This is a genomic window from Bradyrhizobium sp. 154 (assembly GCF_023073875.1).
Lineage (GTDB): Bacteria > Pseudomonadota > Alphaproteobacteria > Rhizobiales > Xanthobacteraceae > Bradyrhizobium.
Genome location: NZ_JADPKG010000083.1, coordinates 20,376 through 47,160 on the forward strand (window position 1 = coordinate 20,376; position 26,785 = coordinate 47,160).

Sequence of the window (26,785 nt, forward strand, 5' to 3'; positions counted from 1 at the left end):
ATGGTCGTGAGCATCCCGATCTCGTTCCGCCGGCAGGGCGGACGCAAACGCGTCGTAACTCCTGCGACTGCGGAGGCCTGGTCACCGCCGAAGCCGCAGGTCGACAACACGTTGATTAAAGCCGTGGTGCGGGCCCATCGCTGGCGTCACATGCTGGAGTCGAGCCTGTTTGGTTCGGTGCGAGAACTGGCCAAGGCGGAGAAGATCAACGAGTCCTATCTCTGCCGGGTGCTTCGCCTCACCCTGCTCTCCCCCACCATCACCGAAGCCATCCTGAATGGGCTGCAACCGGAAGGTCTCGAGCTGGCGCAGCTCTTGAGATCCATTCCCGCCGCGTGGGACGAGCAACAGGCTCTGATCAGCTCCCTGGCCCGCGAAGCCTGAAACCACCTAACGCCCCTCTACGGCACCAGGTGGAAGCGGAATTCGCTGATCGAATGTTATGGAATTTGCCTCGTGTTGGTGAGCCGATCGCATGGGGGCGCTATCGACAAGTGCCCATCTCGCTGCCCGAGGGAGGGATCGCGATAAAACAACGCATGCTATTGATACTAAATGGTTTTTCCTGATATGCACTATCTGAAATCGTGCGGCCTGAGCGACGCTAAGCCCACGCAAAAGGTCTCGGATTGCAATTAGTTCTCGACACAACTGTTCACTAGCCCAATAATTAGTCTTAAGGCCAAGTTTAAGAGTTCCGAGTCTATAAAAAAGATACCCCATTGACAGTGATTCCAGCATGACTCATATAAGCAGCAACACGGCCGGCCCCTCTGCATTGAAAGATGTACGGGTCGGTCTTCGTTTTTGAAGCCCTATTGTGGCTTACGCGAAGCCCTTTCTAACGCTGAACCAGCAAATCGCTCTTATAAAAGGGCGAGGCTTGGCCATTTCAGATGATGCGAAGGCGAGTTCTTACCTCGGTAAAATCGGGTACTACAGGTTAAGTGGCTACTGGTACCCCTACCGTCAGTCGAACGTAGCCGCTGGAAAACTTATCGTTGGCGACAATTTCAAGCCTGGTTCCGAGCTTGCAGAAATCGTCGACCTCTACGTCTTCGATAAGAAGTTCCGGTTATTGCTATTGGATGTGATCGAGCGAATCGAAATCGCTCTTCGAGTCCAGATAACACTGCAGCTCGGCCAGATGTCGGCAGATGCGCATCGCGATCCTGCCCTCCTGCATGGCAATTTTGCGCGACGACCGAACCCAAAAACGGGGCTCGTGAAGCATCGCGAATGGATCCGCCGGCAAGACGAAGCTTTTGACAAATCAAAAGAAGAGTTCGCCAAACACTTCCGGAGCAAATACCCCGGTGAAAATCCACCTATTTGGATAGCAGCAGAGGTTTGGGATTTTGGCGCGATGTCCATGCTCTTCAGTGGGCTGAACAAGATTGATCAGTCGGCGATAGCTTCAGTGTTTAACGTGCGCTCATTCGACATCATGGAGAACTGGCTCCACGCAATCAACGTTGCAAGGAATGTCTGCGCTCATCACAGCAGACTCTGGAACAAACCAAGCCCTGTCCAGCCGAAATGGCCTTCAAAGCAAGACTGCCCAGATTTGGCGCATCTGCTCGGTAATACGCATGCGCAGACGCGCGTCTATGGCATGGCTTGCATTTGTGCGTTTCTACTGAAATCAATAAACCCGGGCTCCGGCTGGACCAGCCGGTTCACGCAACTGGTTGGCGGATTTCCGAAATCAAACATTGTCTCACTTTCTGGAGCCGGCTTCCCGGCTGGGTGGGAAAGAGAATCGATTTGGCAATAGCCGTCCGAATTCCATCCAAACAGCGCTGGCCGCAAGAGGCGAGCTTGCCGTTCGACATTGCGTTTGTCTTCTCCACCAAAGCCTGCAGGCGGGCCCGTTCCCATTCACCGAACAGCGTCCCCTATCCCCAAGCTCGTTACTACCAAGACGATGCCACAAGCGGCCGCGCGTGCTGGTCGGCAATATCCAGGATCTGCTAAACGACCGGACGTCTACGGCCTTGAAACCGAGGCGCGCCCGATAAAATCGTCGAAAATATTAGGGAAAAAAGCTGAGAAATGGACGTTAGCGTAAGGAACCCGAACCCTGCCAACATCAATCCAGGCGCGTCGGTGGCTGACCATCTGGAGGGACTCGGAAAGTTTGAAGCCGGGCTCTGGAAGATCGCCGACAATCTACGGGCGAACTCCAATCTGGCGTCAAACGAGTATTTCATGCCCATCATGGGGCTGATCTTCCTGCGCCATGCGACGAACCGCTTCTATCAGGCGGAGGCCTCCATCGAGGCCGATAAGGCCGCCGGCAAGATGCCGGACCGGGCGCTGGTCGACGCCGACTTCACTCGCCGTCGCGCCCTGAACCTGCCCGAAAGCGCACTGTTCGACGTGATTCTGAAGACGCCGAAAGACGGGAATCTCGGCGCGGCGCTCAATGCCGCCATGGAAGCAATCGAAGCCGCCTTCCCGCCGCTCGCCGGCCAACTACCAAAGGATTACGCACGATTCGAGGGTGGCGTGCTGGAAGACATGATGCGCATGTTCGACTCGGAAGGCTTGCGTAAAGCGTCCGGCGATGTGTTTGGCCGCATCTACGAATACTTTCTTGCCGAGTTCTCCAAGCAGGGCGCGCATGACAACGGAGAGTTTTTCACCCCGCCCTCAATCGTGCAGACCATCGTCAACGTCATCGAGCCGGATCACGGGACCATCCTTGATCCAGCCTGCGGCTCGGGCGGCATGTTCGTGCAATCGAGCCACTTCATCGAGGACGAAGGCTTGGATACGATGAAGCGCGTCACCTTCTATGGCCACGAAAAAAACGAAACGACTGCGCGGCTCGCCCAGATCAACCTCGCGGTCCACGGCCTAGAGGGCACGATCCGGGCCGGCAATGAAGCCATCACCTACTACAAGGACCCCCACGAACTCACGGGGAAATGCGATTTCGTGATGGCCAATCCACCGTTCAACGTGGACGAAGTGGACGCAGACAAGATCAAGAGCGACAAGCGCTTGCCGTTCGGTCTGCCCAGCGTCAACAAGGCGAAGAAGGTCTCAAACGCGAACTTTCTCTGGCTATCCTATTTCTACAGCTATCTGAACGAGACTGGCCGCGCTGGCGTCGTGATGTCCTCGCAGGCATCGAGTGCTGGAGGCGGCGAGGCAATCGTGCGGCAGAAGATGGTCGAGACCGGCGCGGTCGACGCGATGATCGATATCCGCGGTAACTTCTTCTATACGCGCACGGTTCCCTGCCAGCTCTGGTTTTTTGATCGCGCGAAGGAGAAAGAAGAAGCGAGGGCCGACCATGTGTTGATGCTCGATGCGCGGAACATCTTCCGCAAGGTGTCGCGCTCAGTCTGCGATTTCAGTCCGGAGCAGCAGAAAAACATCGCGGCCATCGTCTGGCTCTATCGCGGTCAGGCGAACCGCTTCCTCGAGCTCGTCGAATCCTATTTGGCGCAGGCGATCAAGGGCGGCCAAGCGGCAACTGAGCCGCTCGCTAACTTCGAGGAGACAATCGGCAAGCTCATCACCCAGATTTCTCCCTTTGCCAAGCTCAAGCGCGAGAACGATCCGCTGGCGGAGCCGTGGGCCGAACTAACCGCCACCTGCAGAACTTTGGCGGAGGATATCGGGACCTTCGGCGAAGAGTCGACGGCGCAAGTGACCGCTTGGCCGGCTATTAGCCGTGACAATACTGGTCTCAATGCGGCGCGCCTCGCCCTGCATCCACTGGCGGACCGATGCCGCGACCTGACCAAGCAGATCGACCTTGCGGCGAAGCTCGCGGGTCGCGCGATCGATATCGCCGTGAAGGAGCTCGATGCGCGAGATTCAGAGGCATGGGACAATGCCGACGTGACCAAGGCCCGAAAGGCGCTGGAGGGGGCGCGCGCCGACGCTGTCGAGGCGCTGCGGCTCGCGCGTTACTTCGTGCGGCAGGCCGACTGGCTTCAGGAGCGCTTTCCCGAGGCGGCGCTGCGCGACGTGGAAGGTCTGGTCAAGCTTGTCGATCGGGCGACAATCAAGGCGCATGACTGGAGCTTGACGCCCGGCCGCTATGTCGGGGTGGCACCGGAGGAAGAAGATGAGGATTTCGATTTCGAGGAGGCGCTCCGCGCCATCCACATTGACCTGAAGGAGCTAAACGAGGAGGCAGCGGAACTGGCCGCGCGCATTTCGAAGAACTTTGAGGGATTGGGTGCGTGAGTTGGGTTGAAAGACAGATTGGTGATTTCGCTGACGTCAAGCATGGCTTTGCATTCGAAGGGCAGTACTTTGCGGACGACGGCGGGCTGGTTCTGTTGACCCCAGGAAACTGCCACGAGAATGGCGGTTTCAGAGACAAGGGCGACAAGGAAAAGTTCTATGTTGGCCCTGTACCAGAAGGCTATCTGCTCACCGAAGGTGATTTGCTTGTCGTTATGACTGATTTGATTAGCCGTGCGCCTGTTCTAGGCGGTGCCTTCTTCGTGCCAGCTAGTGACCGGTACCTGCACAATCAACGACTCGGTCTGGTACAAGTTACTCGATCAGAGATGATCGACCGCAAATTTCTATACTATCTTTTGAATACGCATAGCTACCGGGGACAAGTGCGCGGCTCAGCAAGCGGCTCCACGGTTCGTCACACCTCGCCAACTCGCATCAAAGCTTGCCGAGTTAAGATTCCGTCGGGTGTTCGCGAACAATCTGCCATCGCAGATATCCTTTCAGCCTACGACGACCTGATCGAGAACAACCGGCGGCGGATTGCCCTGTTGGAGGAGGCGGCGCGGATGCTCTACCGCGAGTGGTTCGTCCACTTCCGCTTCCCCGGCCACGAACACGTCAAGATTGCCGACGGCATTCCCGACGGTTGGGAGCGGCGGACTTTAGGATCAGTACTCAATTTGCAGCGTGGTTTTGATCTCCCGATAGGTGACCGCATTCCAGGCGGCATTCCTGTTTATGGATCAACTGGGATCGTTGGTGAACATGACACCGCGAAAGTGAATTTTCCGACGCTCATCACCGGCCGTTCGGGATCACTTGGAACTGTTTGCTTTGTTGATGATCCATGTTGGCCCTTGAATACGAGCCTTTGGGTTACCGAGTTCAAGGCTGCCTCCATCTATTTCGCGTACTTCCTGCTTTCTGAAATGAACCTCGCGAAACTTAACGGTGGGGCATCGGTGCCGACTCTGGATCGAAAAGTCGCCCATGCTGCAAACGTCGTGATCCCATTGCCGCGCTTGACATCGCTGTTTGATGAACAGGTTCGAGTTGTGTTCGCGCAAAGGAAGCTACTTGAGCAGCAGAACAAAAAACTCGCCCAAGCTCGCGACTTGCTCCTTCCACGCCTAATGACCGGGGCGATTGCCGCATGACGTCTAAGCGAAGGACCTCGTGACATGGCGGTAACCGGCATCAACAGCGAGGACCGGTTGGTTCAGGCGACGTTTGCCGCGCATCTGAAGGAGAAGCTCGGCTGGGAGAGTGTCTATGCCTGGAACGACGAGAACTTCGGACCGGGGGGTACGCTCGGCCGCAAGGATACGGCTGAGGCGGTCTTAACCCGCGACCTCCGCGCTGCGCTTGAGCGCCTTAATCCCGATCTGCCGTCAGCCGCCATCGACGCGGCTATGCGGGCGCTGACCGTTCACAATTTCAGCCGCTCGATGGTGCAACACAATCAGGACTTCCATCGCCTGATCCGCAACGGAGTTCTGGTCTCGTATCGCGATGCAGCCGGCCATCTCCGCAACGCACGCGCCCGCGTGATCGACTTCGACAACAAGCCGGGCTCGAACCGCTTCCTCGCCGTGCGTGAATTGAAGCTCACCGGGCTGCGAACGCCGAACTACAACCGCCGCGCCGATCTCGTCTGCTTCGTCAACGGCCTGCCGCTAGTCTTCATCGAGCTGAAGGCCGTCTACAAGAACATCCGCGCAGGATTCGACGGCAATCTCTCCGACTACATGGACCAGAACGTCATCGCGCATGCTTTCCATCACAATGCCTTCCTGATCGTCTCGAATGGGGATCGCGCCCGCTACGGCTCGATCACCAGCGAATGGGAGCACTTCTACGAGTGGAAGCGCCTCGACGAGACCGACAAGGGCAAGGTTGATGCCGAGGTGCTTCTTGATGGCATGCTGGCGCATGACCGGCTGCTCGACATCATCGAGAACTATGTGCTGTTCGATGAGAGTAAGCCGGGCGCAACGCGCAAGGTGGTGGCGCGCAATCACCAGGTTCTCGGCGTCAACCTTGCGGTGTCATCGGTCGAGCGGCAGGAGGCATTGAAGCGCGAGTTTCCGCCCGAGAAGCGGCTGCGACATCGCGTCATCGAACTGCCACTGGAGAAGCGACCGACCAAGGATCGGCGGCGCCTGCCGGCGCCGGTCGGGATGGAGGAAGCTCCTCAGTCGCCTTTCATCCCCGAAGGGCCGGTGAGCATTGTCGAGCGTGCGCATCCTGATCTCGGTCGTCTCGGCGTGTTCTGGCACACGCAGGGCAGCGGAAAGTCCTATTCAATGGCCTTCTTCGCCGAGAAGGTGCGGCGGAAAGTGGAAGGGAATTTTACCTTCCTTCTAATGACCGACCGGCACGACCTCGACGACCAGATCTACAAGACCTTCGCGGGCAGCGGCGTCACGGGCAAGGAAACGCCGCGCGCCGCAACGGGAGATGATCTTGAACGCCTCCTGAAGGAAAACCATCCGTATATTTTCAGCCTGATTCACAAGTTCAACAGGGACGTCGATCCCAAACACCCCTACAGCGAGCGCGACGACATCATCGTGATTTCCGACGAGGCGCACCGCACTCAATCGGGGCGCCTGGCGCGCAACATGCGGCTCGCGCTGCCAAATGCCGCCTTCATTGGCTTCACTGGAACGCCGCTGTTCAAGCAGGATGAGATCACCAAGCGCATCTTTGGCGACTATGTCTCGCGCTACGACTTCAAGCGCTCGGAGGAGGACGGCGCCACCGTCAAGCTCGTTTACGAGAACCGCGGCGAGAAGCTTGGCGTCGCCCGGCAGGATCTCAACAGCCGGATCGCGGAGAAGATCGAGGAGGCCGAACTCGATCCCGACCAGGCGGCGTTGCTCGATAAGCTGCTCGGCAAGGATTACGAGATCATCACCGCCGACGAGCGTCTCGACAAGATCGCGGCGGATTTCGTCGAACACTGCGCGACCCGATGGGAGTCAGGAAAATCGTTGCTGGTCTGCATCGATAAGATCACCTGTGCCCGCATGCATCAGCGCATCATCCCGCTCTGGGAGGCGAAGGCGGCGCAGGTGCGGCTTGCCGGCGACGCAAAGCAGGCGGAAGCGACAGCAACTGCCGACGAAGCGGCGCGCGCCGTGCTATTCGAAGAAGCGGCGAAGCTGAAGCGCCAGTCGGACTGGATCAACGAGACCATCATCGAGATCATCATCAGCGAGGCGCAGAACGAGGTCGCCGACTTCAAAAAATGGGACTTCGATATCATCCCGCATCGTGCTCTGATGAAACAGGGTTTCGATACGAACGATGGCAAGCGTGTCGATGTCGAAACGGCCTTCAAGACGCCGGAACATCCGTTCCGTGTAGCGATCGTGTGCGCAATGTGGCTGACGGGCTTTGACGTGGAGTCCTTGTCGACTCTCTACATCGACAAGCCGATGAAAGCCCACACCCTGATGCAGGCGATTGCACGGGCGAACCGCGTCTGTCCAGGCAAGGATTTCGGCCTGATCGTAGATTACAACGGGATGCTGGCAAGCCTGCGCGCCGCTTTGGCGCAATACGCGCTCGGCGAGGACGGCGCTGGCGGCGACGACATCCTCGCGCCGGTCGAGGAGCGGGTGCAGGCGCTCATCGAGGCCATCGAGGCGACCGAGGCGCATCTTCGGAACGTCGGCTTCGAACCCGGCTCGCTCATCGGGGCCAGGGGGTTCGCGCGAATCCGAGGGTTTGCCGATGCAGTGAATGCCGTCTATTCAAGCGACGACGCCAAGCGGCGGTTCGAAATACTGGCGCGGCAAGTGTTCATCCGCTTTATGGCGCTGCTCATGGAGCCGACGGCGTTCGCCTACGCCGAGCGGCACGACAACATCGAGGCGATTTACAAGAAGTTGACCGAACGCCGCGACACCGCGGATGTGACCGATCTGCTCAAGGAACTGCACCGGATCATAAACGAGGCGATCCGGACGCAGGCGCCAGGGGATGATCAGGCCGAAGGGCTGACGTTCGATCTCAGCCAGATCAATCTGGAAAAGCTGCGTGAGGAATTTGCGAAGAAGGTCAGCCGCAAGGCGACAGCAATTCAGGACATCCGGGACATCGTCGAACAGAAGCTCGCCGAGATGCTTGCTCGCAACCCGACGCGGATGGATTACCAACGCAAATACGAGGATATCGTCGCCGACTACAACCGTGAGAAGGATCGCACGACAATCGAGGAGACATTCCGCCGGCTCGTCGAACTGGTGAACAGTCTCGACGAGGAACAAATGCGCGCAACCCGGGAGGGGCTGCGCGAGGACGAGTTGGCCCTGTTCGACCTGCTTCAGAAGGAGGGCCTCGATAGGGGGTCCCGCGAACGAGTGAAGCAGGCCAGCCGCGAGTTGCTTGCCTCGATCAAAGCCCAGCTGGCGGAACTCGACCGCTTCTGGGAAAAGGAGCAGACCAAGGCAGACGTCGAGGTCTTTATACTCGATCAGATCTACGCCAGCCTGCCAACGCCACCCTTCACGGCCGAGGAGAAGAAGCTGGTAGCCAACAACGTCTATTCGTACGTTTGGCAGCAGGCAGCCCGCGGCACTTTTGGCGCGCTCTGACCGGTTCTGGTGTTTGACAGTTCGCTTCCCGACGAAAATGGAGATTCGTAAATTCCAGCAAAGCACCGCCTGCTCAACCTGGGCCTGTCGCAAAAAATGAGCCGCGAACTTCGCGTTGGAGGAGCTTCGGTATCAGCCGGTTGCAAGGTAATAGCTAGGAGCTTTGCAGCCGGAGTAAGGCCAAGGCTTAGCGTCATGGTCTGAGGGTATTGGATGAGGGAGAGAGATTCAAACCGCTGTCCTAATAAGCCATTGATGTTCCGAAAAATCCCGTACTAGACCAATTTTGCGAGTTCAAACATTCGGAGAAAATTCGGTTCTCCAGACCTATCCAGCGCCAAGTTCGATAGGTGGTGAGAATTCTCCGTTGGTTGAAACAGCGGGAAACGGCCGCATTTCTGGCCTGTCTCCAGTCTGAAGTACGAAGTGATTTTGGTGGGCTGGCGGAGAGAGTGGGATTCGAACCCACGGTACGGTTTCCCGCACACACGCTTTCCAAGCGTGCGCCTTAAGCCACTCGGCCATCTCTCCGGAGCGCCCTCTCTTGAAGGGGCGCCGACGATTTTGCAAGGGATCGCGGTAAAATCGGGTGAAATTTTCCGCAACATATTGGATTTACGAGAGAATATCTCGCGCCGGCCAACGTCCTGACGCGCCGGTCGGCTGAACCATCGGTGGGTTTGGGGCGACGATTCACGTGAGGACGCCAGACATGCCAGGGACGCCATGACCATCTGCAAGACCATCACCGCGCTGAGCTTGATTTCGGGCTTGGGTATCGCCCTCGCCGCGCCGGCCCTGGCGCAGGTCTGCACGCGGCAGGGCGTCGATGTGAGCTGCGACGACGGGCGGCGCGGAATGCTGTCGGGCGATACCATCATCTGGCCGGACGGCACGCGCTCGAGCGCCTCGCCGCATCCGAGCGTGATCATCGGCAAAAAAAGCTCAGTGCATGTCGGGCCAGGCGTGTTCGTCGGTCAGGGTAAGGGTATGGCGCCGATGGATGATCCGAACGCGCCGAACAAGCGGCAGTGCGCGATTCTGGATGGCGTGTCGTATTGTTATTGACGCCGCGGGCCGCCCTCGCAGTGCACCGTCATGCCCCAGGCTTGTCCCGGGCATTCACGTTCAAGCCGAGGCGTCAGACGTGGATGGCCGGGACAGGCCCGGCCTGACGAGACCTTAGATCAACCTCACGCCTGAGATCGCCGACTTCAGCCAACGTAGCGCCTGCGGCGGTTGCGCGGCAAGCGGCGCGACAGCGGCCTTCTCCGTCCGGCACTTCTCGAGCTCAGCCACGAAATCGGCGGACCATTGCTGGATGGTGTGGCCGCGCAGCTTCTTCATCATCGCGTCCCAGCGCATCTTGCGCTCGGTGAGCGGCATTGAGGCCGCGACGGCGATCGCGCGCGCCATGCCGTCGATGTCGTGCGGATTGACCAGCAAGGCGGTGTCGAGCTCGTTGGCCGCGCCCGCGAACTTCGACAGCACCAGCACGCCGGGATCGGCCGGGTTTTGCGCGGCGACATATTCCTTGGCGACGAGGTTCATGCCGTCATGCAGCGGCGTTACCACGCCAATCTGCGCGGTGCGGTAGAGGCCTGCGAGCACGGCCTGGCTGAAGCCCTTGTTGAGGTAGCGGATCGGCGTCCAGTCCACTTCGCCGTGGCGACCATTGACGTCGGTGACGAGACGAGCGACCTCGTTCTGGAGGTTGCCATAGGCCTCGATGCCACCCCGCGAGGGATTCGCGATCTGGAGCAGCGAAATGCTGCGCGCAAACTGCGGCTGCTCGGTCCAGAGCCGGTCGAACGCGCTGATGCGGTTGACGAGGCCTTTCGAATAATCAAGGCGATCGACGCCGATCGCGAGGCGCTCGCCGTTGAGGCTGCGCCGCAACCGAGACACGTCGGGATGCGACACCGATTTCGCGGCATAAGCTGCGAACTTTTCCGCATCGATGCCGATCGGAAACACTTCACAGCGGGTGCGGCCATGCTGAGAGATCGCAACACCGTTCTCAACGGCGAGGCCGAGCTCACCGCCGACATAACCGAGGAAGTTCTGGCAATCCTCATTGGTCTGGAAGCCGAGCAGATCGTAGGCCAGCATCGCCGTGATCAGCTCGCGATGATTGGGCACGCCCTGCATCACCGCGGCGACCGGCCACGGCGTATGAAGGAAGAAACCGATCGGATCATCGACGCCGAGATCGCGCAATTCCGCACCGAGCGCAAGGAAGTGATAATCCTGCACCCAGAACGCAGTTTTTGCTTTTCGGAAGCGCATCAAGGCGCGCGCCATGAAGGCGTTGACCTCGCGATAGCTGACATAATCCTCGCGCGAGACGCGGATCAGATCGCTGCGCGAATGCAGTGCCGGCCATAACGCCGAATTGGCAAAGCCTTCGTAATAGCCGCCGTAATGCGCCGCCGGCAGATCCAACGTCGCAATCGCGCCCGACCCCAGCGCTTCGATCTCGGCGAACGGTTCCTTCTGATGGCCATCGCGCACGCGGCCTGAAGAACCCACCCAAATAGCTCCCGAATGTTCCACGACCGGCAGCAAGGCCGCCGCGAGGCCACCCGTCATGGGCTCATTGGGTTTGCCGCGCGCGACGCGATTTGAAACGACGACTAAGTTCACAGGCCGTCCCCTCCTGTTTCATTCCACCCGTTTAACTGCCGTTCATCAATATGGTTCCTGATCATCGTTTCAACGAATTGAAACCAAAATCAGGCGTGCGCGTTGGAACTGGTTTCGCTCGCGGAACCAAGGATTTCAGCGCAAAGAGAGCTCGTGCGCCCGGAATTGCGCAGGATGCATTGCGATGCGCCACGAAAGGGTGTCGCGCATTGTGTTTGCGAAGTGGCGCTGCCTTTGTTTCACCTCGGATCGAGCAGGTGCGCAAGGAACGCGCGCACATCGCTTGGCGCATCGAAGTGACCGTTCACGCCCATGGCGCGGCGGCCGACCGAGAAGGCGAGCCCGTTCATATCAGGCATGATCGCGAACACGGTCTCATCTGTGACGTCGTCACCGATGAACAGTGGACGACGCCCCCTGAAGGGCTCGTGCTTCATCAACTCGCGCACGCCGCTCGCCTTGGTGAAGCCTGAATGCTTGATCTCGCAGACGAACTTGCCAGGCAGCACCTCGATCGGCGCACTGGGCAGGTCCGCGCGGATCAGCGACACGGATTCGTAGATCGCCTTCTCCGCATGTGGCGCCAGGCGGTAATGTAGCGCAAGCGAGTAGCCCTTGTCCTCGAGCAGAATGCCCGGGCTGAGCTTGGCAATCGCAGCCAGCCGCCGCTTCAGCTCCTTGTCCAGCGGCGGCGCATGCACGGCATCAGCTTCATTGTCCGCGGACAGCCGCATCTCTGCGCCGTGACCGGCGACGGCGCAAAACACGTCGGGGGCGAAAATCAGATCGATATCGTTGAGTGAGCGGCCGCTGACCAGCGCCAGCGCGCCTGACGTACATTCCACCAATCGGTTGAGCGTGTCCGAAAGCCCCGGCGGCACCCACACCTCGCGCGGCGTCGGCATCAGGTCGAGCAGCGTGCCGTCGATGTCGAGCAGGATCGCGGTCTCGTTCAGATGCGGCACGAGCGCGTGCGGCACCGGCACCGTTTCCGGCGTCTCGTCGTCACCAGGGATGGTGAGCTTCTCGTCCAATTCCATTTCCGCCAGTTCCGATTTCATAGTCTACTCCATAAAGGCAAGCGGCCGTGCGATTTGTTCGAGCGATTTGCGCTCCGCCGAGACGGCATAGCGCCACGCCACGATTGCAGCCGTGATCATCAGGGCTGCCCCCAGCAGATAACCGGCGAATACGCTGGTGCGCGATCCCGTGTCGATCAGAACGCCGAACAGCGCCGGCCCGATCACGCCGCCGATGCCCGTGCCGACTGCATAGAATACCGCGATCGCCAGCGCGCGAACCTCTAAGGGAAAGTTCTCGCTGACGGTGAGATAGGCCGCGCTCGCGGCGGGCGAGGCGAAGAAGAAGATCACCATCCAGGCGATGGTCTGCCCCTGCGCGCTGAGCGCGCCGATCGAGAATAGATAGCCTGACAGCGCCAGCAGCAGGCCTGACATGCCATAGGTGAACATGATCATGGTGCGGCGGCCGAGCGTATCGAAGAGACGGCCGAGCAGCAGCGGGCCGAGGAAGTTGCCGGCGGCGAAGGGTAGCAGGTACCAGCCGACGTGATCGGCGCTGATGCCGTAGAAATCGGTCAACACCAGCGCGAAGGTGAAGAAGATGGCGTTATAGAAAAATGCCTGCGCGCTCATCAGCATGAGGCCGACCAGCGCGCGCTGTCGATAAACCGAGAACAGCGTGTGGATGACCTCGGCGATCGGCGTGTGATCGCGCATCCTCAGGCGGATCTTCGTAAAGCGACCGTCGCTCGTATCCTGGCCGTGTCCAATGACCGAACGCTCGATCTCATCGGCGATCGCATGAGCCTCGTCGGGCCGACCATGGATCATCAACCAGCGCGGACTCTCCGGAATCCACATCCGCATCAACAGCACGACGAGGCCGAGCGTCGCGCCGATCAGATAGGCGAGGCGCCAGCCCATGTCGGGCCCCATCGCGGCAGGATCGAGCAGAACGATGGCTGCCACCGCGCCCATCGCAGCGCCGATCCAGAAGCTGCCGTTGATCACGAGATCGGTCCAGCCGCGATACCGCGCCGGCACCAGCTCCTGGATGGTTGAGTTGATCGCGGTGTATTCGCCGCCGATACCGGCACCGGTGAGGAAACGGAACACCGCGTAGCTCGCCACATCCCATGACAGAGCCGTCGCAGCCGTCGCCGAGAGGTAGAGCGCAAGCGTGATGAAGAACAATTTCTTGCGGCCGATGCGATCGGTAAGCCAGCCGAAGCCGAGCGCACCCAGCACCGCGCCGGCGAGATAGGCGGAATTGGCAATGCCGAGATCGAGATTGGAAAAATGCAGCGAGGGACTCTGCTTCAGCGCGCCCGAGAGCGCGCCGGCCAGGGTCACCTCGAGCCCGTCGAGGATCCAGGTGATGCCGAGCGCGAGCACGACGCGCGTGTGAAAGCCGCTCCACGGCAGCGCGTCGAGCCGCGAGGGGATGCTGGTCTCGACGATGCGATCCGTCGCCACCGCCGAGATCGCAGGTCCATAATTCAGCGCTGGGCTTTCCTGCAATTCCATCGCGTTGTTGCGTCTGATCAATGGAAGCGGCCCCGGTTCACATGGCGTGGACGGGGTCGATCCGATCATGGGGGTGCGGCATTCCGCCTGCCTGCGACAACGTCTGCCACGAGGTCGAGTTCCCTTGGGAACAGCCTCCAAGAACATCCGTTTCCGATGGAGCTGCAAGGAGTTGACGCATGGCTCAGGTCAGAAAGACGACACATTCGCGGAAGACAGGCGCGAGCAGCACCGCGCGCCGCAAGGCCAGCACGACACGCAAGAGGTCAAGCCGCCGCGCAGCACCGAAGCGATGGTCGCAACGTGTGACGAAGGAGAGCAACGCGCTCGATCTCAAGCACGGTGTGTTCAAGCTCAAGGACCCCAGGAAAATCGCGGGCTCCCTGAAGCGCTCGGCCGAGCACAGCTCGCGCCGCAAGACCGGCGCCTATCGCTCTGCGCTGTCGATGCTGACGTTCTACATCAACCGCGCCGGCAAGACGCTACCGAAGACGCAGCGCACGCGACTGGAGCGCGCAAAGGTGGAGCTGAAGCGGGCTTTCGGGAAGGAGTGAGTTTCAGAGCTCCGCAGTCGTCCTGGACAAGCGAAGCGCTGATCCAGGACCCATCATCACAAGACGTGGTTTGGCGAAGACTCGGAGTTACCCGCTTCGCGCAGCAACGGTTTCCGGGGGGAATGGGTCCTGGCCTTGGCCAGCACGACGACGGAGGAAGTGGCGCGGTCCGAGCGTCACGCCGCGCGGATATTGGCCATGAAGCGGTCGAGTTCGGCGCGCAGGCGGGTGCTTTCGCTCGACAGCGTCTTGGCCGAGTTCAGCACCTCTTCCGAGGCCGAGCCGGTCTCGGCGGCGCCGCGGTTGACCTCGCCGATATCGGTGGCTGCGGTCTGGGTGCCCTGCGCGACGGTCTGGACGCTGCGGGCGATCTCCTGCGTCGCCGCGCCCTGCTGCTCGACGGCGCTCGCGATCGAGGTCGAGATCGACGAGATCTGGCCGATGGTCGCGCCGATCTCCTTGATCGCGGCAACCGATTCGGCCGTGGCGCCCTGCATGCCGGTGATATGCGAGGAGATTTCATCGGTCGCCTTCGCCGTCTGGCTCGCCAGCGACTTCACTTCGCTCGCAACCACGGCAAAGCCGCGGCCGGCCTCCCCGGCGCGCGCCGCCTCGATGGTGGCGTTGAGCGCCAGAAGATTGGTCTGCTCGGCAATCGCCGTGATCAGCTTGACGACCTCGCCGATCTGCTGGGCGGCATGCGACAGCTTGCCGATGCGGCCGTCGGTCTCCTTGGCCTGCACCACGGCGGCCTCGGCGATCCGGCTGGAATCGCGGACCTGGCGGCCGATCTCCTCGACCGAGGCCGAGAGCTCTTCGGTCGCGGTCGCAACCGACTGCATGTTGGAGGACGCCTGCTCGGAGACGCCGGCGACCTGGCTCGACAGGCTCTGCGTGGTCTCGGCGGTGCGGGTCAGCGTGGAGGCTGCCGATTCCAGCTGCACGGCGGAAGCCGAGACGTTGGAGACGATGGCGCCGACCGCGTTCTCGAAATCGTCGGCGAAGCGAATCAGCTCGGCGCGCCGGCTTGCAGCCTGCTCCCGGTTCTGGGCTTCGCTGGCGGCGGCATCGCGCTCGGCCTTGGCCACCGCCTGAACCTTGAACTCCTCGACCGCTCCGGCCATCTCGCCGATCTCGTCCTTGCGACCAAGACCCGGCAGCACCACGTCGAAATTGCCCGAGGCCAGCTCCCGCATCGCCTTGCACATCGCAATCATCGGACGCGAGATGCCGTTCCCGAGCATCCAGGCCAGCGCGACACCGACGGCAAGGCCACCGAGCGCCATCATCAGCATCAGCCGCTCGGTGTCCCCGATCGTCGCATTGGCGCTCGCCTCGATGCGCTGCTGGTCGGCAGTCAGATCCGAGCGCAGTTCGCCCGAAAGTTTCACGATGGACGCGGCCGTCTTGGTCATCTCGCCATTCAGCTTGACGATGACCTTCACGTTTTCGGTCAGCTTTACGAAGGAAGTACGATACTGCTTCAGGAGATTGCCGATCTCGGTGACGCGGTCGGTGATCTTCTGGTCGTTCGCGTAGATCGAGACCAGCAAGGTCTCCAGGAACTTGATGCGGGCGATCACGCCATCGGCGGTCTTCGGCTCCGGCTTGGCAACGAAGGCGCTGACCGAGGTGGAGACCGCCAGATATTGCGAGGTGATGTCCTTGGCTGTGGTCTGGACGGATGCAAGACCCGCCAGCGCCGCCGTGTCGCCGAGATCGTCGAACTTGAAGCGGATCTTGTTGCCGACGCTGTTGAGCTCATCGGCCGCGATCTTGTTGTTTTCGCGTGTCAGAGTGATGATCTCACTGAACACCTTCGTGAAGCGCTGGAACTCGGCCTCGAGCTTGCCGACCTGCTCGCGGCGCGCGGCGCCGGTCGTGGCGGACAACGACTTGCCGATCGCGCCCCTCAGATTCTCTTCGGCGGCCTTGGCCGCGGTCTCGTCGTCGGCGGCCCCGGTCAGGGTGTAGGCCCGCGCCAGCCCCTGATAGGCGATCAGTTCACGATCGACGGTCCGCGCCAGATCGGCTTCCGATACGCTGGTCCGATACGAGGCCACGGCGCCTGCGATCCGCTCGAAGCCGAAATAGGCGAAAGCCATGCTGACGGCGAGGATGGCTAGCACCGCCACGAAGCCGAGGATGATTTTTGCGCGAAAACGCAGCGTTGGCAGCTTCGATGGTTTCGACTTCGACTTGACCGACATTCCCCCACCCCATTCCATTCGCGGAAAACCAGGCGCAGCCCGGAAGCAGCCCGCTTCCTGACCCTCCGGCACGTTACGGGGCAAAGGATAAGCTGTGGTAAATTTGTGGCACCGCAACTGGCGGTTAGCTGACGCGGGGGGATAGTTCACTCAACTCGTCATCCCGGATGAGCAGAGCGCCGATCGGGACGACCGGCCGAATGTGAGGCGATAGCGAGGGCTTCGGCCGCAGAATGGCTTGACGCGCAGCGAACTCACGCCGCGCGGATATTGGCCATGAAGCGGTCGAGTTCGGCGCGCAGGCGGGTGCTTTCGCTCGACAGCGTCTTGGCCGAGTTCAGCACCTCTTCCGAGGCCGAGCCGGTCTCGGCGGCGCCGCGGTTGACCTCGCCGATATCGGTGGCTGCGGTCTGGGTGCCCTGCGCGACGGTCTGGACGCTGCGGGCGATCTCCTGCGTCGCCGCACCCTGCTGCTCGACGGCGCTCGCGATCGAGGTCGAGATCGACGAGATCTGGCCGATGGTCGCGCCGATCTCCTTGATCGCGGCAACCGATTCGGCCGTGGCGCCCTGCATGCCGGTGATATGCGAGGAGATTTCATCGGTCGCCTTCGCCGTCTGGCTCGCCAGCGACTTCACTTCGCTCGCAACCACGGCAAAGCCGCGGCCGGCCTCCCCGGCGCGCGCTGCCTCGATGGTGGCGTTGAGCGCCAGAAGATTGGTCTGCTCGGCAATCGCCGTGATCAGCTTGACGACCTCGCCGATCTGCTGGGCGGCATGCGACAGCTTGCCGATGCGGCCGTCGGTCTCCTTGGCCTGCACCACGGCGGCCTCGGCGATCCGGCTGGAATCGCGGACCTGGCGGCCGATCTCCTCGACCGAGGCCGAGAGCTCTTCGGTCGCGGTCGCAACCGACTGCATGTTGGAGGACGCCTGCTCGGAGACGCCGGCGACCTGGCTCGACAGGCTCTGCGTGGTCTCGGCGGTGCGGGTCAGCGTGGAGGCTGCCGATTCCAGCTGCACGGCGGAAGCCGAGACGTTGGAGACGATGGCGCCGACCGCGTTCTCGAAATCGTCGGCGAAGCGAATCAGCTCGGCGCGCCGGCTTGCAGCCTGCTCCCGGTTCTGGGCTTCGCTGGCGGCGGCATCGCGCTCGGCCTTGGCCACCGCCTGAACCTTGAACTCCTCGACCGCTCCGGCCATCTCGCCGATCTCGTCCTTGCGACCAAGACCCGGCAGCACCACGTCGAAATTGCCCGAGGCCAGCTCCCGCATCGCCTTGCACATCGCAATCATCGGACGCGAGATGCCGGTACCGAGCAGGAAGGCGAGGACCGCCCCCAGCAGCGTGCCGCCGACGGCGAGCATCAGCACCAGTTGCTCGGTCTGCCCGATGGTTGCTTCCGATTCCGCCTCCAGCCGCTGCTGTTCGGCAATGAGGTCCGCCTTCATGGCGGTGGCGCCCTGAAGGATGGCGCCGGCCGAGCCGCTCATTTCGGTCACGAGCTCATCGACCAGCTTGGCGTTGGCGATCAGCTTCTCCAGCGCTTCCCGATAAGCCCCCAGCAGCGCCTTGGCGTCCTTCAGCCCGGCGACGATCTTGTCGTCCATGGAATAGATCGCACCGAGCGAGTTCTCGACGAATTTCAGCCGCGCCAGCGCGCTTGCCGCGACCGCCTGGTCGGAATTGAGGATGAAATTGCTCGCGGCGGAGCTTGCGGTCTGGAACTGGGCATTGACCTGCTTGGTGCCGAACTCGATCGCCTGCGCCTCCGCGTCGGAGGCGTTGTTGCCGATGTCATCGAGCTTGTATTTCAGGAGATTGGCGTTGCGCTGGAGCTGGTTCTGGACCAGCAGCACGCTGTCACGCTTGGCCTGCAGGATCTTGGCAAACGTCGCGGAGAAGTTGGAAAACTCCTTGGCGAGCTTGTTGAGGCCCTCTTGCCGCGCCGGCTTCTTGGCGTTCTTGATGGCCAGGTCGATCGCGCTCTTGAGGCTGGCTTCTGCCTCCAGCGCCGCCTTGGCGTCGTCCTCCTTGCCGGTAACGACAAAGTAGCGGGCAGCCGAACGATAGGCGAGCAGCTCGCGGTCGATGTTGCGGGCAAGGTCGGCCTCGGAAACGCTGGTGCGGTAGGACCCGACCCCGGAGGAAACCCGCTCAAAGCCGAAATATGAGAAGGCCATGCTGCCGGCGGAGATCACCAGCACTGCGGCAAAGCCCAGGATGATCTTGGTACGGAACCTGAGAGCCGGAATTAGTGTTCGCTTCGACGGCGACCCGATACGCCCGGACATTCCCACCCCCATTTTCATTCAGCCGCGACCGGGAGGCGCCCCGCCCCAGACCTGGATGCGCAAAACTAAGGCACAATCGATAAGGGGCGGTAAACTCAGTGCATCTCCTGATTCCGAAGTCATCGGGCCAAGGCTGACCGGCTACAAAAAGGCGACGGCTGGCATCCCATGGTTAGACAGGCCGCGCCGTCCGGGTCCAGCGGCTCGGTGGCAACTCATTGCACGCCCTTCTGGATCAATGACTTTTCCATGACGCCGGCGACCAAAATCCCAGTTGCAAAGTTCCGGGTCGCCGGTCTCTAATTGGAAACAATCAAAATCAATCCCGGGAGGACTTCACCGTGTCTACTGTCAAACTGACGGTCAACGGCAAGGCCGTTGCCGTTGACGTCGAGGACCGCACGCTGCTGGTCCAGCTGCTGCGCGACCACCTCAACCTCACCGGCACCCATGTCGGCTGCGACACCAGCCAGTGCGGCGCCTGCGTCGTCCACATGGACGGCCGTGCGGTGAAATCCTGCACCATGCTGGCGGGACAGGCAGACGGCGCGAGCGTCACCACGATCGAAGGCATCGCAAAGGGCGACGAACTACATCCGATGCAGGCCGCTTTCCGCGACAATCACGGCCTGCAATGCGGCTATTGCACGCCAGGCATGATCATGTCGGCGATCGACATCGTGCAGCGCCACGGGGGCCAGCTCGACGAGGCCACCGTGCGTCAGGAGCTCGAGGGCAATATCTGCCGCTGCACCGGCTACCACAACATCGTCAAGGCCGTGCTGGATGCGGCCGGTCGCATGAAGGTTGCGCAGGCGGCCGAGTAAAGGCCGCAGCGAGCAAGAAAATCACTGGCGCTTTCGATGGAAAGCGCGGGTCAACAAATTCCGGTCGGGAGGACCAGACATGGGTGTTGAAGGCATCGGCGCACGCGTGCTGCGCAAGGAAGACAAGCGTTTCATTACCGGCAAGGGCCGCTACGTCGACGATATCAAATTGCAGGGCATGACCCATGCGTATTTCATTAGAAGTCCGCACGCGCACGCCAAGGTGAAGGGGATCGACTCTTCCGCCGCGCTGAAGATGCCGGGCGTTGTCGCGGTGCTCACGGGACAGCAGCTCGTCGACGACAAGGTCGGCAACCTGATCTGCGGCTGGGCCATCACCTCCAAGGACGGCAGCCCGATGAAGATGGGTGCATGGCCGGCGATGGCGCCGGAGACGGTGCGCTTCGTTGGACAGGCCGTCGCTGTCGTGATCGCCGAGAGCAAGAATCTGGCGCGCGACGCGGCGGAAGCCGTCGTCGTCGATTACGAAGAGCTTCCGGCGGTCGCCGACATGCACGCTGCCATCAAGCCCGGAGCACCGCAGCTTCACCCCGAAGCCCCCGGCAACCAGGTCTACGACTGGGTGATCGGCGACGAGAGTGCGGTGGATGCAGCCTTCTCGAAGGCCGCCAATGTGGTCAAGCTCGACGTCACCAACAACCGCCTCGCGCCCAACGCGATGGAGCCGCGCGCGGCGATCGCCGATTACGACGCGGCGGAGGAGCATTTCACGCTCTACACGACGTCGCAGAACCCGCACGTCGCTCGCCTCGTGCTGTCGGCGTTCTACAACATTGCCCCCGAGCACAAGCTGCGCGTGATCGCGCCCGACGTCGGCGGCGGCTTTGGCTCGAAGATCTTCATCTATCCCGAAGAGATGGTGGCGCTGTGGGCCTCCAAGAAGGTCGGCCGTCCCGTGAAATGGACCGGCGACCGCACCGAGGCCTTCCTCACCGACGCGCATGGCCGTGACCACGTGACCCATGCCGAGATGGCCTTCGACGCCAACAACAAGATCACCGGGTTGAAAGTGAAGACCTACGCCAATTTCGGCGCCTACATGTCGCTGTTCTCGTCGTCGGTGCCGACCTATCTCTACGCAACGCTCCTGTCCGGCCAGTACAACATCCCGGCGATCCATGCCGAGGTGATCGGGGTCTACACCAACACCACGCCGGTCGATGCCTATCGCGGCGCCGGCCGCCCCGAGGCCAGCTATCTGCTCGAGCGGCTGATGGAAACGGCAGCGCGGCAATTGAACGTCGATCCGGCCGCACTGCGCCGGACCAACTTCATCACTCAGTTTCCGCACCAGACGCCTGTCATCATGGCCTATGACACCGGCGACTTTAATGCTTCGCTCGATGCGGCGATGAAGGCGATCGACTATGCCGGCTTCCCTGCCCGCAAGGCACAAGCAAAGGCACAAGGCAAGCTGCGCGGCATCGGCGTATCCTGCTACATCGAGGCCTGCGGCATCGCGCCGTCAAAGGCCGTCGGCAGCCTGGGTGCCGGCGTCGGCCTGTGGGAATCGGCTGAGGTGCGCGTCAACCCGGTCGGCACCATCGAGATCCTGACCGGCTCGCACAGCCACGGCCAGGGTCACGAGACCACCTTCTGCCAGCTCGTCGCCGATCGCTTGGGCGTTCCCATCATCCAGGTCTCGATTGTCCATGGCGACACTGACAAGGTGCAGTTCGGCATGGGCACCTATGGCTCGCGCTCGGCGGCCGTAGGTCTCACTGCGATCCTGAAGGCAATGGAGAAGATGGAATCCAAAGCCAAGAAGATTGCCGCGCATGCGCTGGAGGCTTCCGAGGCCGACATCGTCATCGAGAACGGCGAGTTCAAGGTCACGGGCACCGACAAGGCGATCGCCTTCCCGATGGTCGCGCTCGCGGCCTACACCGCGCACAATCTGCCTGAAGGAATGGAGCCCGGCCTGAAGGAAAGCGCCTTCTACGACCCGACCAACTTCACCTTCCCGGCCGGCGCCTATATCTGCGAGCTCGAGGTCGATCCCGGCACCGGCAAGACGTCCTTCGTCAACTTCGTCGCGGCCGACGATTTCGGCCGGCTGATCAACCCGATGATCGTCGAGGGACAGGTTCATGGTGGACTCGCCCAAGGCATCGGGCAGGCGCTGCTCGAGCACGCGATCTACGATGCCAACGGCCAGCCGGTCACGGCCTCGTTCATGGATTACTCCATGCCGCGCGCCGACGATCTGCCCTCGTTCAATCTCTCCCACACCACGACGCTGTGCCCAGGCAATCCCCTGGGCATCAAGGGTTGCGGTGAGGCCGGCGCGATCGGCGCTTCTGCAGCCGTGATCAACGCGATCACGGATGCGATCGGCAAGAACAATCTGGAAATGCCCGCAACCCCGGACAGGGTGTGGCGCACGATCCACGCGGCTTAAGAGGGAGGAACGAAGATGTACCAAACCACCTATCATCGGGCTTCCTCGGTCGAAGAAGCCGTGAGCCTGTTCGGCAAGAGCAGCGAGGCGAAATTTCTCGCCGGCGGACAGACACTGCTGCCGGTCATGAAACAGCGGCTTGCCAGTCCCTCCGACGTGATCGACCTCGGCAGGATCAAAGAGTTGCAGGGCATCGAGCTGTCAGGCGATACGCTGACAATCAAGGCCGCCACGACCTATTACGACATCATGCAGAATGCCGATGTGAAGAAGGCGATCCCCGCGATTGCCTATCTCACCTCGGTGCTCGGCGACCCTGCCGTGCGCTATCGCGGCACGATCGGCGGCTCGATTGCCAACAACGATCCTGCCGCAGACTTTCCGGCCGCGCTGCTGGCGCTCGGCGCGACCGTAAAGACCAATAAGCGATCGCTTGCGGGGGAGGATTTCTTCCAGGGCCTGTTCACCACGGCGCTCGAAGACGGCGAGATCATCACCGCTGTGTCGTTCCCGGTTCCGGCAAAAGCGGGTTACGAAAAAATGCGGCACCCGGCCTCGCGCTTCGCACTGACCGGTGTGTTCGTCGCGCAGACCAAGTCCGGCGAGGTTCGGGTGGCCGCCACCGGCGCCTCGCAGTCTGGTGTGATGCGCGTGCCCGCAATCGAAGCCGCGCTGAAGGCGAACTGGTCGCCATCGGCGCTCGACAGCGTCAGTATTTCTGCAAGCGGATTGCTGGCTGACATCCACGGCACGGCCGAGTACCGGGCCAACCTCGTCAAGGTGATGGCGCAGCGCGCGGTAGCCGCGGCTGGGTGACGTTCGCGCTTCAGCGCCTCGACGCAATTTTTCCGCGGCGCGCACTTCGGTGCGCGCCGCTTTTATTATGCGCCCATGCATGAAAAGCGCTTGCCTCGTTCGGTGTAAGGCGGGAAAAGTTAATTGACCAATTAACTCGATAGAGGAAACGTCCAGGCGAATGCGCTCATCGCGCACGCGCGCTGCGATCCGAGGAAACAACAACGTGCTCGACAAACCAGCCCAAAACTCCTCCGTCCGCACCTCCGGCCCGCTGTCGGGCTTTCGCATCGTCGAATTCGCCGGCATCGGACCCGGCCCGTTCGCCTCCATGATGCTGGCCGACATGGGCGCCGACGTCGTCACGCTCGATCGCGTCGGCGCGAGGAAGAGCATGAAGTCGGTGGCGGGCCGCGGCCGCAAGGTGATCGAGCTCGACCTCAAGGACAAGGCGGCGATCGCGCAAGTGCTCGACCTGCTGGCCAGCGCCGATGCGCTGGTCGAAGGCTTCCGTCCCGGCGTGATGGAGCGGCTCGGGCTCGGGCCGGACGTGGTGCTCGCGCGCAACCCCAAGCTGGTCTATGGCCGCATGACGGGCTGGGGCCAGGAAGGCCCGCTTGCCAACGCCGCCGGCCACGACATCAACTACATCTCCATCACCGGTGCGCTCGCCGCGATCGGCACCAAAGAGGCACCGGTGCCGCCGCTCAACCTGGTCGGCGATTTCGGCGGCGGCGCGCTTTATCTCGTCGTCGGCGTGCTGGCCGCACTGCTGGAGGCGCAGAGATCCGGCAAGGGCCAGGTGGTCGATGCCGCGATGTGCGACGGCGCGGCGTCGCTGATGTCGTTCTTCTTCGATATGACCACGATGGGACGCTGGACCGAGGAGCGCAGCCAGAACTTCCTCGACGGCGGCGCGCATTTCTACGGCGTCTACGAATGCGCCTGCGGCCATTTCGTCTCGATCGGCTCGATCGAGCCGCAATTCTACGCGCTGCTGCGCCAGCATGCGGGCCTGACCGACGCCGATTTCGACGCGCAGATGGATCGGAACGCCTGGCCGGCGCTGAAGGAGAAGCTGAAGGCGGTGTTCAAGAGCAAGACGCGCGAAGACTGGTGCAAGATCATGGAAGGCACCGACATCTGCTTCGCGCCGGTGCTGACCATGTCGGAAGCCACGCAATACCCGCACATGGTCGCGCGCAACGTCTTCATCGAGCGCCATGGCGTGAAGCAGCCCGCGCCCGCGCCGCGCTTCTCGCGCACACCCTCCACGGTTCGCGAGCCGGAAGCGGCGGAGATCGGTGCGGTCACGAAGGCGTGGAAGGCAGCGAAGTAGCCTCAGCGCACGAATCCGTAGGGTGAAAAAGGCGCATAGCGCCGTGCCCACCATCTCTCGGAGATCGCTACAGAACTGGTGGGCACGCTTACGCTTGCCCACCCTACGGCACTGAGCTATGCCGCGCTGTCCACCTTCAACACCCCGCGCCGGATCTGATCCTCCTCGATCGATTCGAACAGAGCCTTGAAATTGCCCTCGCCGAATCCATCGTCGCCCTTGCGCTGGATGAATTCGAAAAAGATCGGCCCGATCGCGTTGGCCGAGAAGATTTGCAGCAGCACCTTGGTCTGACCGCCCTCGACCACACCCTCGCCGTCGATCAAAATGCCGTTGGTCTTGAGACGTGCGACGTCCTCGCCGTGTTTGGGCAGGCGCGCGTCGATCTTCTCGAAATAGGTATCGGGCGGAGGCGGCATGAAGGGCAGGCCGGCCTCGCGCAGGCCTTCGATGGTTTGGTAGATGTCGCGGCAGCCGCAGGCGATGTGCTGGATACCTTCGCCGCGATAGGTCTTCAGATATTCCTCGATCTGGCCGGAATCGCCGGCATCCTCGTTGATCGGAATCCGGATCTTGCCATCCGGGCTGGTCAACGCGCGCGAGAACAGGCCCGACGCGCGGCCCTCGATGTCGAAGAAGCGGATCTGGCGGAAGTTGAACAGCTTTTCGTAGAAGCCGGCCCAAACATCCATGCGACCGCGATGGACGTTGTGGGTGAGATGGTCGAGATAGAACAGGCCCGCGCCGAACGGCCGCGGATCGCGCGCCCCTAACCATTCGAATTCGGCATCATAGGCCGAGCCGTTGTCCCCATAGCGATCGACCAGATACAGCAGGCTGCCGCCAATACCCTTGATGGCGGGGACGTCGAGCGTCTTTTGCGAGGACGATACGTCGGCCGGCTCGGCACCGAGCGCGATCGCGCGATCATAGGCCGCCTTCGCATCGACAACACGGAACGCCATCGACGGCGCACAAGGGCCGTGCGCGGCGACGAAGTCGTGGCCGTGGGTGCCGGGCTCTTCGTTGACGAGATAATTGATGTCGCCTTGGCGATAGACCGTGATCTTCTTCGCCTTGTGGCGCGCCACGGCCGTATAGCCCATCAGCTTGAACAGCGCGTGCAACTCTTCCGGGTTGGGATGCGCATATTCGACGAACTCGAACCCGTCGGTTCCCATCGGATTGTCGGCGCTGATCCTGGCCGGCGGCGCATCGTGCGGAAACGGACCCATGGTGTTCTCCCAAATTGCTGCTGGGCAGAACTATCCTTCATGTAGCGCGCAATGAGCGTGCAAATCCGCCGCTATTTCTCTATCTTACACACGATCCATGCACAGAATGGGCGAAATACGCATGATCTCAGTTGATGCCTTCGACCTCAAGATTCTCGACGCACTCCAGGACGATGGCCGCCTCACCAACCAGGAGCTCGCCGGCCTCGCTGGCCTCTCTGCCTCACAATGCTCGCGGCGTCGGATGCGGCTTGAAGAGGAGAAGGTGATCGCGGGCTACCACGCTGATCTCTCCAGCGAGACGCTCGGCTTCAGCGTGGTCGCCTTCATCCAGGTGACGCTGGCGACGCACTCGCCGGACAACGCCAAGCGCTTTCGCGCGCTGGTCAATCGAATCGACGAAATCCAGGAGGCCTATTCGCTCACCGGCGATGCCGACTATGTGCTGAAAGCCGTGCTGCGCGACCTCAAGGGTCTCTCCAACCTCGTCAACGACGTCCTGATGCCGCATCAGAGCGTCGCGCATGTGCGCTCCTCAATCGTGCTCGACAGGCTGAAGGAGAGCACGCGGCTGCCGCTCAAGGAGATCAAGCCCGGCTGAAATCGAGGGAAATCCGGCATTCGTGCTAGGCATGGGATCTGCGATGATTGAGGCCAGTCCGCGGAGATTCGACCATGGCCCTCCAGCTTCGACCGAATTGCGAATATTGCGACCGCGACCTGCCGCCGAATGCAATCGAGGCGCGGATCTGCTCCTATGAATGCACGTTCTGCGCGCACTGCGTCGAGACCAAGCTCTTCAATGTCTGCCCAAACTGCGGCGGCGGCTTTATGCCGCGCCCGATCCGCCCCACGCAAGAATGGCGGCCGGGCGTCTGCACGACCAGGCAGGCGCCCTCCGACAAGCGGGTGCATCTGAAGTACAGCCTGGAAGATGTCGCTGCGCATTGCGCGAGGATACGCGAGGTGCCGCCGGAGAAGCGGTGAACTCTCTCCGCGCCGTCATTGCTGTGCATGTTCACTAATTCGCTGATTGGATCGCTCCAGCGGAGGACGATCCGATGCGCGACAACAGCTATGACCGGACGATTGAGCGCA

General features: G+C 61.6%; 19 protein-coding genes and 1 tRNA gene. 13 read left to right on the forward strand and 7 right to left on the reverse strand.

All coding sequences use genetic code 11. The features are described from left to right. From IVA92_RS19385 to IVA92_RS19405, 5 genes are all read left to right on the forward strand, one after another. Entirely contained in the window at positions 1-384 is a 384-nt protein-coding gene (locus tag IVA92_RS19385) for a hypothetical protein (RefSeq protein WP_247276728.1), read from the forward strand. Positions 385-820: 436 nt separating this feature from the next. Next, complete coding sequence (locus IVA92_RS19390) at positions 821-1,777, forward strand: Abi family protein (protein ID WP_247276729.1); 957 nt, start codon at positions 821-823, stop codon at positions 1,775-1,777. A gap of 332 nt (positions 1,778-2,109) precedes the next feature. Then, positions 2,110-4,209: a class I SAM-dependent DNA methyltransferase gene (locus IVA92_RS19395; protein WP_247276730.1), complete on the forward strand. Its 2,100-nt coding sequence runs from the start codon at positions 2,110-2,112 to the stop codon at positions 4,207-4,209. Next, positions 4,206-5,369 (forward strand): restriction endonuclease subunit S, encoded by a 1,164-nt coding sequence (locus IVA92_RS36065; RefSeq protein ID WP_247276731.1) that lies wholly within the window; start codon positions 4,206-4,208, stop codon positions 5,367-5,369. Before IVA92_RS19395 ends, IVA92_RS36065 begins: the two co-directional genes overlap by 4 nt. A gap of 24 nt (positions 5,370-5,393) precedes the next feature. After that, positions 5,394-8,816 carry a type I restriction endonuclease subunit R gene (locus tag IVA92_RS19405; protein ID WP_247276732.1) on the forward strand — a complete coding sequence of 1,141 codons (3,423 nt, stop codon included), beginning with the start codon at positions 5,394-5,396 and terminating at the stop codon, positions 8,814-8,816. Positions 8,817-9,257: 441 nt separating this feature from the next. Here the strand turns inward: IVA92_RS19405 and IVA92_RS19410 are convergent. Further along, positions 9,258-9,347 (reverse strand) — tRNA-Ser (locus IVA92_RS19410). Positions 9,348-9,542: 195 nt separating this feature from the next. Between IVA92_RS19410 and IVA92_RS19415 the strand changes: the two genes are divergently transcribed. Then, entirely contained in the window at positions 9,543-9,884 is a 342-nt protein-coding gene (locus IVA92_RS19415; RefSeq protein WP_247276733.1) for a hypothetical protein, read from the forward strand. Positions 9,885-9,998: 114 nt separating this feature from the next. Here the strand turns inward: IVA92_RS19415 and IVA92_RS19420 are convergent, their stop codons facing one another. From IVA92_RS19420 to IVA92_RS19430, 3 genes are all read right to left on the reverse strand, one after another. Further along, entirely contained in the window at positions 9,999-11,462 is a 1,464-nt protein-coding gene (locus IVA92_RS19420; protein WP_247276734.1) for a trehalose-6-phosphate synthase, read from the reverse strand. A 239-nt stretch (positions 11,463-11,701) separates the two neighbouring features. Then, entirely contained in the window at positions 11,702-12,523 is an 822-nt protein-coding gene (gene otsB, locus IVA92_RS19425; RefSeq protein WP_247276735.1) for a trehalose-phosphatase, read from the reverse strand. Positions 12,524-12,526: 3 nt separating this feature from the next. Next, a complete protein-coding gene (locus tag IVA92_RS19430; protein ID WP_247276747.1) occupies positions 12,527-14,011 on the reverse strand; it encodes an MFS transporter in 1,485 nt (494 codons plus the stop codon). A gap of 179 nt (positions 14,012-14,190) precedes the next feature. On the opposite strand from IVA92_RS19430, the gene IVA92_RS19435 reads away from it, so the two are divergent. Beyond that, entirely contained in the window at positions 14,191-14,565 is a 375-nt protein-coding gene (locus IVA92_RS19435) for a DUF3175 domain-containing protein (protein WP_247276736.1), read from the forward strand. Between the two features lie 176 nt (positions 14,566-14,741). Here IVA92_RS19435 and IVA92_RS19440 read toward each other — a convergent pair whose 3' ends face one another. Both IVA92_RS19440 and IVA92_RS19445 read right to left on the reverse strand, forming a co-directional pair. Beyond that, positions 14,742-16,775 (reverse strand): HAMP domain-containing methyl-accepting chemotaxis protein, encoded by a 2,034-nt coding sequence (locus tag IVA92_RS19440; protein WP_247276737.1) that lies wholly within the window; start codon positions 16,773-16,775, stop codon positions 14,742-14,744. Positions 16,776-17,029: 254 nt separating this feature from the next. Further along, entirely contained in the window at positions 17,030-19,069 is a 2,040-nt protein-coding gene (locus IVA92_RS19445) for a HAMP domain-containing methyl-accepting chemotaxis protein (protein ID WP_247276738.1), read from the reverse strand. A 341-nt stretch (positions 19,070-19,410) separates the two neighbouring features. Here IVA92_RS19445 and IVA92_RS19450 point away from each other — a divergent pair, with 341 nt between their 5' ends. The 4 genes from IVA92_RS19450 to IVA92_RS19465 all read left to right on the forward strand — a co-directional run bounded on the left by IVA92_RS19450 (position 19,411) and on the right by IVA92_RS19465 (position 24,452). Beyond that, on the forward strand, positions 19,411-19,896 hold the full coding sequence (locus IVA92_RS19450) for a (2Fe-2S)-binding protein (RefSeq protein WP_247276739.1): 486 nt from the start codon (positions 19,411-19,413) through the stop codon (positions 19,894-19,896). Between the two features lie 79 nt (positions 19,897-19,975). Next, on the forward strand, positions 19,976-22,318 hold the full coding sequence (locus IVA92_RS19455) for a xanthine dehydrogenase family protein molybdopterin-binding subunit (RefSeq protein WP_247276740.1): 2,343 nt from the start codon (positions 19,976-19,978) through the stop codon (positions 22,316-22,318). Positions 22,319-22,333: 15 nt separating this feature from the next. After that, on the forward strand, positions 22,334-23,134 hold the full coding sequence (locus tag IVA92_RS19460) for a xanthine dehydrogenase family protein subunit M (RefSeq protein ID WP_247276741.1): 801 nt from the start codon (positions 22,334-22,336) through the stop codon (positions 23,132-23,134). Between the two features lie 205 nt (positions 23,135-23,339). Further along, positions 23,340-24,452 carry a CaiB/BaiF CoA-transferase family protein gene (locus IVA92_RS19465; protein WP_247276742.1) on the forward strand — a complete coding sequence of 371 codons (1,113 nt, stop codon included), beginning with the start codon at positions 23,340-23,342 and terminating at the stop codon, positions 24,450-24,452. 116 nt (positions 24,453-24,568) lie between these two features. Here IVA92_RS19465 and hppD read toward each other — a convergent pair whose 3' ends face one another. Beyond that, complete coding sequence (hppD, locus tag IVA92_RS19470) at positions 24,569-25,687, reverse strand: 4-hydroxyphenylpyruvate dioxygenase (RefSeq protein WP_247276743.1); 1,119 nt, start codon at positions 25,685-25,687, stop codon at positions 24,569-24,571. Positions 25,688-25,808: 121 nt separating this feature from the next. Here hppD and IVA92_RS19475 point away from each other — a divergent pair, with 121 nt between their 5' ends. Both IVA92_RS19475 and IVA92_RS19480 read left to right on the forward strand, forming a co-directional pair. After that, positions 25,809-26,288, forward strand: a complete 480-nt coding sequence (locus tag IVA92_RS19475; protein WP_247276744.1) for an Lrp/AsnC family transcriptional regulator — start codon at positions 25,809-25,811, stop codon at positions 26,286-26,288. A gap of 74 nt (positions 26,289-26,362) precedes the next feature. Beyond that, a complete protein-coding gene (locus IVA92_RS19480) occupies positions 26,363-26,674 on the forward strand; it encodes a DUF1272 domain-containing protein (protein ID WP_247276745.1) in 312 nt (103 codons plus the stop codon). The last annotated feature ends 111 nt before the right edge of the window (positions 26,675-26,785 follow it).